This is a genomic window from Pseudomonas cyclaminis, assembly GCF_015163715.1.
Taxonomy (GTDB): Bacteria; Pseudomonadota; Gammaproteobacteria; order Pseudomonadales; family Pseudomonadaceae; genus Aquipseudomonas; species Aquipseudomonas cyclaminis.
This window is the reverse complement of sequence record NZ_JADDUM010000291.1, coordinates 1-6474: the sequence shown is the minus strand read 5'-3', so window position 1 is coordinate 6474 and position 6474 is coordinate 1. Positions and strand designations below refer to the sequence as shown.

The window sequence follows — 6474 nt, the reverse complement described above, 5'->3', positions numbered from 1 at the left end:
CGGCGCGGGGCAAGCCCGCTCACTACAGAAATTCAGCCTCGGGTTACTTGCGGGCCGCCTCCCACGACTTGAGCAGGTCGTTGTAGCTCACGGTCTCGCCTTTTGGCTTCTCGTTCGCCAGTTTCGGTTTTGGCGCGCCCGGTTGGTCGAACCAGTATTGCGCATCACGCTCGGGGTTCATTTTCGGGCCGCACACCGGCTGCACTTTGGAGCGTTCCAGGCGCGTCATGATCGCGTCTTGTTCCTTGGCCAGGTTGTCCAGCGCCTGTTGCGGGGTTTTCTCGCCGCTGGCGGCCGAGGCGATGTTGCTCCACCACAGTTGCGCCAGGCGCGGGTAGTCCGGCACGTTGGTACCGGTTGGCGACCACTCGGTGCGCGCCGGGCTGCGGTAGAACTCCACCAGGCCACCGAGTTTCGGTGCCATATCGGTCATGGCTTGTGAGTTGATGTCGGACTCACGAATCGGCGTCAAACCGACGATGGTTTTCTTCAGCGAAACGGTTTTGGACGTCACGAACTGAGCGTAGAGCCAGGCCGCGAGTTTCTGCTTTTCGGGCGTGGATTTGAGGAAGGTCCAGGAGCCTACGTCCTGATAGCCCTTCTTCATGCCCTTTTCCCAGTAAGGTCCCACAGGCGACGGCGCCATGCGCCATTTCGGCGTGCCGTCGGCATTCACCACCGGCAAGCCAGGCTTGACCATGTCGGCGGTAAACGCGGTGTACCAGAAGATCTGCTGGGCGATGTTGCCTTGGGAGGGCACCGGGCCGGATTCGGAGAAGGTCATGCCCGCCGCTTCCGGTGGCGCGTAGGCTTTCATCCAGTCCACGTATTTCTGCGTGGCAAATACGGCGGCCGGGCCGTTGGTGTCGCCGCCACGGGTCACGCTGGAGCCCACCGGATGGCAGTCCTCCACGCGAATGCCCCACTCGTCCACCGGCAAGCCGTTGGGCAGGCCTTTGTCGCCGCCACCGGCCATGGAGAACCAGGCATCGGTGAAGCGCCAGCCCAGGGACGGGTCTTTCTTGCCGTAGTCCATGTGCCCATAAATGCGCTTGCCGTCGATTTCCTTGACGTCTTCGCTGAAGAATTTGGCGATGTCTTCATAGGCCGACCAGTTCACCGGTACGCCGAGGTCGTAGCCGTATTTTTCCTTGAACTTGGCTTTCAGCTCCGGACGCTCGAACCAGTCGGCGCGGAACCAATAGAGGTTGGCGAATTGCTGGTCGGGCAGTTGGTAGATCTTGCCGTCCGGCGCAGTGGTGAAGGACAGGCCGATAAAGTCCTTGAGGTCGAGGGTCGGCGAGGTGAAGTCCTTGCCTTCGTTGGCCATCAGGTCGGTGATGGATTCGGTCTTGCCATAGCGAAAGTGCGTACCGATCAAGTCGGAATCGTTGACCCAGCCGTCATAGATGTTCTTGTCGGACTGCATCTGGGTTTGCAGCTTCTCCACCACGTCACCTTCCTGCAGCAGGTCGTGGGTCAGCTTGATGCCGGTGATTTCACTGAAGGCCTTGGCCAGCACCTTGGACTCGTACTCATGGGTGGTGAGGGTTTCCGACACCACGTTGATCTTCATCCCACGGAACGGTTCCGACGCCTTGATAAACCACTTCAACTCTTCGAGCTGCTGGGCTTCGGTGAGGGTGGACGGTTTGAACTCGCTGCCGATCCATTTCTTCGCGGCATCCTCGTACGCATCGGCCCAGGCCGAAGCGCTCAAACCGCTCAGGGCCAGTACGGCGGCCAATGAAATGCTATGTCGCAGCTTATTGTTCTTATTCAACATAGAGACCTCCTGGTTGTTTATTCATAAGGGCACTAGCCCCAACGCATCACACTCAACAGCCATACCAGGGAGAGCGCGGACGCCACCCAGATGCTCCAGTCGGTAACGCCGATCACCAGCAAATGCAGGTAGGCGCTGCCGAGAAGACCGATAAACAAGCGATCACCACGGGTGGTGCTGATCGGTAATAAACCGCGCCGAGGGATGCTCGGCGAACGAAGCTCCCAGGTGGTCATGCCCGCCAGGATCAGGGCGATGCCGCCGAAGAACAGTGCAGTGGGGGTGGTCCAGGCCATCCATTCCATCATCGACTCCTCAGACCCGGCCCAGGGCAAAGCCCTTGGCCACGTGGTTGCGAACAAACCAGATCACCAGCATGCCCGGCAGGATGGTCAACACCCCCGCCGCTGCCAGCACGCCCCAATCGATGCCGGACGCCGACACCGTGCGCGTCATCACCGCCGCGATAGGCTTGGCGTTGACCGAGGTCAGGGTGCGCGCCAGCAGCAGCTCGACCCAGGAAAACATGAAGCAGAAAAACGCGGTGACACCGATGCCGGAGCCGATCAACGGGATGAAAATTTTCACGAAAAACTTCGGAAACGAGTAGCCGTCAATGTAGGCAGTTTCGTCGATTTCCTTGGGCACGCCGGACATGAAGCCCTCAAGGATCCACACCGCCAACGGCACGTTGAACAGGCAGTGGGCCAGGGCCACAGCGATATGCGTGTCGAACAGGCCGATGGACGAATACAACTGGAAAAACGGCAGCAAAAACACCGCCGGCGGCGCCATGCGGTTGGTCAGCAGCCAGAAGAACAGGTGCTTGTCGCCCAGGAAACGATAGCGCGAGAAAGCATAGGCTGCCGGCAGCGCCACGCTCAGGGAGATCACCGTGTTCAGGCTCACGTAGTACAGCGAGTTGAGATAGCCGGTGTACCAACTCGGGTCGGTGAAGATCACCTTGTAGTTGGCCAGGGTGAAATCCTGCGGAAACAATGTAAGCCCGCCGAGGATTTCGGTGTTGCTCTTGAAGGACATGTTCAGCAGCCAGTAGATCGGCACCAGCAGGAACAGGATGTAGATGAGTAAGGGAATCAGCTTGCGCTTGCTCATGTTGGCGGCCTCAGCGGTTGGCGTCGGAGTGGGTCATGGCGGTGTAGAACAGCCAGGACACCAACAGGATGATCAGGAAGTACACCAGGGAAAATGCCGCCGCCGGGCCCAGGTCGAATTGGCCTACAGCCATCTGGGTCAAGGTCTGACTCAGGAACGTGGTGGCGTTACCCGGTCCACCGCCCGTCAGGACGAAGGGCTCGGTGTAGATCATGAAGCTGTCCATAAACCGCAGCATCACCGCGATCAGCAGCACGCTCTTCATCTTGGGCAGTTGGATATGTCGGAAAACTGCCCAGGCCGATGCACGATCAATCCGGGCGGCCTGGTAGTACACGTCCGGTATCGCCCGCAACCCCGAATAGCACAGCAACGCCACCAGTGAAGTCCAGTGCCACACGTCCATTACCAGCACGGTGACCCAGGCATCCGCCGTGTTGGCCGCGTAGTTGTAGCTGATGCCCATGGCGTTGAGGCTGTAACCCAGCAGGCCGATGTCGGCACGGCCGAAGATCTGCCAGATCGTGCCCACCACGTTCCACGGGATCAGCAGTGGAATCGCCAGCACGATCAGCACCAGCGACGACCAGCGGCCCTTGGTCGGCATGGTCAGGGCGATGGCGATGCCCAGGGGAATTTCGATCAACAGCACGCAGGCTGAATAGATGAACTGGCGCAGCAGCGAGTCATGCAGGCGCGGGTCGAGCAATACCTGCTTGTACCAGTCGGCGCCGACGAAGTAGCGGCTGGATTGGTCGAAGATGTCCTGCACCGAGTAATTGACCACGGTCATCATCGGGATCACCGCACTGAATGCCACCAGCAGGAACACCGGCAGCACCAGCCACCAGGCCTTGTTGTTCTGCACCTTGTTCATGGCTGCACCTCCAGCAGGTAATCGTCGGCGTAGAGCATCAACCATTGCGCGGGAAAGCTGATGGAGGCCGTGCTTTCGGGCACGGGTTTGTCTTCGGCCAAACGCACTTTCAGGGTGGCGCCATCGAGGTTGAGGGTCATGATCTTGTAGGTGCCAAGGTCTTCCAGATGCGTGACGTCGGCCTGCATGGCGTCGGGGTTGTACTCGTCCCACACATGGATAAATTCCGGGCGAATACCCACCTGCAATTTCTTGTAGTCGGTGCTGGCAATGCGTTGTTGCAACGCCTCGGGCAAGGGCAAGTGGGTGCCGGCAAACTGCACCCCGCCCGCCTCGGCCTGCACTTCGATCAGATTCATACCAGGACTGCCGATGAAATAGCCGACAAACGTGTGGCTCGGCCGCTCGAACAGCTCCCGTGGCGTGCCGAACTGCACGATCTGCCCGCCGTACATCACCGCGATTTTGTCGGCGAAGGTGGAAGCCTCCAACTGGTCGTGGGTGACGTAGACCATGGTGATGTTGAACTGCTCGTGGATTTGCTTGAGCTTGCGCCGCAGTTTCCACTTGAGGTGCGGGTCGATCACCGTCAGCGGCTCATCGAAGAGGATCGCCGAGACGTCGTCGCGCACCAGGCCACGGCCCATGGAGACTTTCTGTTTTTCGTCGGCAGTGAGGTTGCGCGCTTTCTTGCTCAGCAGGGTTTGCAGGTCGAGGACTTCGGCAATTTCCTGCACCTTACTGTGAATTTTCGCCTCAGCCATGCCTTGGTTGCGCAGTGGGAAGGCCAGGTTGTCGAACACCGTCATGGTGTCGTACACCACGGGAAACTGGAACACCTGGGCGATGTTGCGCTTCTCCGGCGTGAGGTCGTTGACCACTTTCGTGTCAAACAGCACCTGGCCTTCGGACGGGCTGAGCAAGCCGGAGATGATGTTGAGCAGGGTCGACTTGCCGCAGCCTGACGGACCAAGCAAGGCGTAGGCACCACCCTGCTCCCAGACGTGGTTCATTTCCCGAATGGCGTAGTCCTCTGGACCGGTCGGCGTAGGGTTATAGCTGTGCGCCAGGTTCTGCAAATGGATCTCGGCCATCACGCAACCCTCGCGACACGGCGTCCGGGAGCCTGGACCAAACGGCCCTGACCATCGAACACAAACAGTTTATGGGTGGGGATATACACGCGGATCGGCGCGTCAACGTCGTACTCATGCACCCCCGGCAAATGCAGCACCAGCAGGAAGTGTTCGCTGCGCACGTGCAGGAAGGTTTCCGAGCCACTGATTTCGGCAACCTCTACGGTCACCGCCAGCTCCAGGTCGTCGTCGTTGCTCGGCACCAGGCTGATATGGCTGGGGCGCACACCGAAGCGAAAATCGCCTTCGCCGATGGGACGCAGGTCAACATTGAGTGGGAAATGTACGAAATTGGCGAAGCTCACTTCGTTGCCGCTGATACGCCCCGGCATCAGGTTGATCGGTGGCTCGGAAAACAGCTCGGCAGCGAGCACGGTTTGTGGCTGGTGGTAAACCTCGGCGGCCTTGCCGCTCTGGATCACCCGGCCTTCGTGAAGAATGGTGGTAGTGCCGCCGAGGGCCAGGGCTTCATTGGGTTCGGTGGTGGCGTAGATCGCAATGGTGTGGCGGGCCTGGAACAGCTCGCGCATTTCCTGACGCAGCTCTTCACGCAGTTTGTAGTCCAGGTTCACCAGCGGCTCGTCAAACAGGATCAGCTCGGCATCCTTGACCAGGGCGCGGGCCATGGCCGTACGCTGCTGCTGGCCACCGGACAGCTCCAGCGGGTGACGCTTCAGGAACTTCTCGATGCGCAGCATGCGGGCGGTTTCCAGCACCTTGCTCTGGATCACCTCGTTGGACACACCGGCCTGACGCAACGGCGAGGCGATGTTTTCGAACACGGTCATGGTCGGGTAGTTGATGAACTGCTGATACACCATCGACACGTTGCGCAGGCGCACCGGCTTGTGGGTGACATCGACGCCGTTCATCAGGATGCGGCCACTGTCGGGCTTATCCAGGCCGGCCATCAGGCGCATCAGGCTGGTTTTGCCGGACAGGGTGCGGCCGAGCAGCACGTTGAAGGAACCCGGCTCGAAACGCAGGGTGGCATCGTCGATCCAGGTCTGGCCTTCGACAACGCGGGAGACATGTTCCAGGGTCAATGACATGACACGACCTTTTTATTATTGGAATGAATCTGGCCAGTCGTCAGAGCGAGTTTCGTGCCAAAACAGCAAGTGGTTGATGTGCAAGGAAATGGAGTGAACGGTATGTTCGGGAGTGAACAATCCGAGTGAACAACTGAACAGGTTGGGGGTTGACAATGAACAGTTCTGAACAACACTCTCATGATCAACGCAGGGCAAATGTGGGAGGGGGCTTGCCCCCGATAGCGGTGGGTCAGCTACAGATCAGTTGACTGACACACTGCTATCGGGGGCAAGCCCCCTCCCACATGTTGATCTCCATTGAATCTTATAGTGTGCTCGCTCAGGTCCTGGAAGCGGCCAGGATCAACGCTTTCATCTCAGCCACAGCACCTTTGAACCCGACGAACAGCGCGTGAGCCACCAGCGCATGACCGATGTTCAGCTCGTTGATGCCCTTGATCGCGGCCACGGCTTCTACGTTGTGGTAATGCAGGCCATGGCCGGCGTTGACGATCAGGCCTTCAT

Annotated in this window: 7 protein-coding genes; all 7 read right to left on the bottom strand. The window is 59.4% G+C overall.

What is annotated here, in order from left to right:
* Positions 1-43: 43 nt before the first annotated feature.
* Positions 44-1786 carry an ABC transporter substrate-binding protein gene (locus IQK56_RS28630; RefSeq protein ID WP_112195839.1) on the bottom strand — a complete coding sequence of 581 codons (1743 nt, stop codon included), beginning with the start codon at positions 1784-1786 and terminating at the stop codon, positions 44-46.
* Between the two features lie 32 nt (positions 1787-1818).
* On the bottom strand, positions 1819-2091 hold the full coding sequence (locus IQK56_RS28625; RefSeq protein WP_014718862.1) for a DUF2160 domain-containing protein: 273 nt from the start codon (positions 2089-2091) through the stop codon (positions 1819-1821).
* Positions 2092-2101: 10 nt separating this feature from the next.
* Positions 2102-2902, bottom strand: coding sequence for a carbohydrate ABC transporter permease (locus tag IQK56_RS28620; protein ID WP_003232361.1), 801 nt, complete (start codon positions 2900-2902; stop codon positions 2102-2104).
* A gap of 10 nt (positions 2903-2912) precedes the next feature.
* Positions 2913-3779, bottom strand: a complete 867-nt coding sequence (locus IQK56_RS28615) for a carbohydrate ABC transporter permease (RefSeq protein WP_032889576.1) — start codon at positions 3777-3779, stop codon at positions 2913-2915.
* Complete coding sequence (locus tag IQK56_RS28610; protein ID WP_193862512.1) at positions 3776-4873, bottom strand: ABC transporter ATP-binding protein; 1098 nt, start codon at positions 4871-4873, stop codon at positions 3776-3778. The genes IQK56_RS28615 and IQK56_RS28610 overlap by 4 nt, the downstream gene beginning before the upstream one ends.
* Entirely contained in the window at positions 4873-5967 is a 1095-nt protein-coding gene (locus tag IQK56_RS28605) for an ABC transporter ATP-binding protein (protein WP_150676923.1), read from the bottom strand. The genes IQK56_RS28610 and IQK56_RS28605 overlap by 1 nt, the downstream gene beginning before the upstream one ends.
* A 322-nt stretch (positions 5968-6289) precedes the next feature.
* Positions 6290-6474: pyridoxine 5'-phosphate synthase (locus tag IQK56_RS28600; RefSeq protein WP_193901913.1), on the bottom strand; the 185-nt coding region annotated here is incomplete at its 5' end.